The organism is Streptomyces sp. NPDC056503 (assembly GCF_042794995.1).
Taxonomy (GTDB): domain Bacteria; phylum Actinomycetota; class Actinomycetes; order Streptomycetales; family Streptomycetaceae; genus Streptomyces.
Genome location: NZ_JBHTST010000285.1, coordinates 1 through 1,173, shown reverse-complemented (window position 1 = coordinate 1,173; position 1,173 = coordinate 1). Strand labels below are relative to the sequence as shown.

The 1,173-nt window shown below is 67.7% G+C and carries 1 protein-coding gene and 1 pseudogene; one reads left to right on the top strand and one right to left on the bottom strand.

What is annotated here, in order from left to right:
* Positions 1–68: 68 nt before the first annotated feature.
* A complete protein-coding gene (locus ACFQ8C_RS37100) occupies positions 69–539 on the bottom strand; it encodes an ester cyclase (protein ID WP_383466381.1) in 471 nt (156 codons plus the stop codon).
* A 227-nt stretch (positions 540–766) separates the two neighbouring features.
* Between ACFQ8C_RS37100 and ACFQ8C_RS37095 the strand changes: the two are divergent.
* Positions 767–1,039: pseudogene (locus ACFQ8C_RS37095) on the top strand (HNH endonuclease); the annotation flags it as partial.
* Positions 1,040–1,173: the final 134 nt, after the last annotated feature.

Genomic DNA, 1,173 nt, shown 5'->3' with positions numbered 1-1,173 from the left:
CAAAGGGGAACCGGCCCTGCGGCGGGGGATAGGTGTGAGGCCGGTGAAGGGAGGGCGCGGCGGTGGGCTCAGGCCAGCTTCAGCTCGTAGCCGAGCTGTCGGGCCAGGCCGAGCTCCTGGCACATGTACCACATGTCGGTGATCTTGCCCTCGTCGTTGAAGTGCAGGACCGTGATCTCGTCCCACTCCACTCGCTTGCCCGTGGCTGGCGCGCCCGCGAAGGTGCCGGAGTGCAGCGCCGTCATGTGGAACTTCATCAGCACGGTGTTGCCGTTGGCGACCACGTCCGTCGCCTTTGAGGTCTTGTCGCTGAGCCCCTCCGACAGCTGCTTCCAGCCGGTCTCCAGCCACTCGATGAAGTTGCCGCTCTGCGGGATGTCGCTGTCGGTGGCGGCGTAGAGGTCGGCGAAGCCGGCCCGGGTGATCGGGGCGTCGGGAGTGACCAGCGAGCGCATGAGGTCCCAGTCGAGGTTCGGCATCGCCTCTTCGAGCAGCTTCTTGGTGGTGGCGATGTTGCGTTCGGCAGCGGCGTCGGTCATGACGTTCCTCATCTCTGTGAGCCGGAGTGTGTGCCGCCGGCAGCCCGGTACTCCCGGGCTTCTCCCGGCGGCACTCTCCAAGTGTTGGCCCAGAGAGACCGTGCCAGCCTCCTGAGCCTGGCCCAGCCAGTCCCAGGCTCAGGAGGCCCTGGGTGCTCTTCTCGCACGCTCGCCCAAGGAATACCGCTCACTATGAATGACGCTCCCTGCCAGCTGAGCAGACCCCGTGGAGTCCCGAGCGGCGCGAGGCGTACGCGAACGACCAGGACAGCCCCGACACCCTGATCGCCGTCACCGCCGCCTCCAACCGCTCGAAGGCGGACAAGGACCCGTCCGAATGGCTGCCCACGGACGCTACCTACCACTGCACCTACGCCGCGACCTGGGTCGGCACCAAGCTGCGCTGGGACCTCGCCGCCGACGAGGCCGAGCGCGACGCCCTTCTCGGGCTCGCAGAGGACTGCCCCACGGCCGTCGTCACCTACGAGCCGGCGCCGTAGCCGCCTGGCCCCTGTTGCTCGGTGTCCCGCACAAAACGGGGCACTGGGCTGATTCCGTTATGAACCCGCACGTCCATGAGGAACGTGCGGGTTCTGACCGGGGCCGCGAGCATGGGCTACCGCTTCACGGATGC

Coding starts and splice junctions, on each gene's coding strand:
- ACFQ8C_RS37100 (WP_383466381.1), bottom strand. CDS start 539: ATGACCGACGCCGCTGCCGAACGCAACATCGCCACCACCAAGAAGCTG.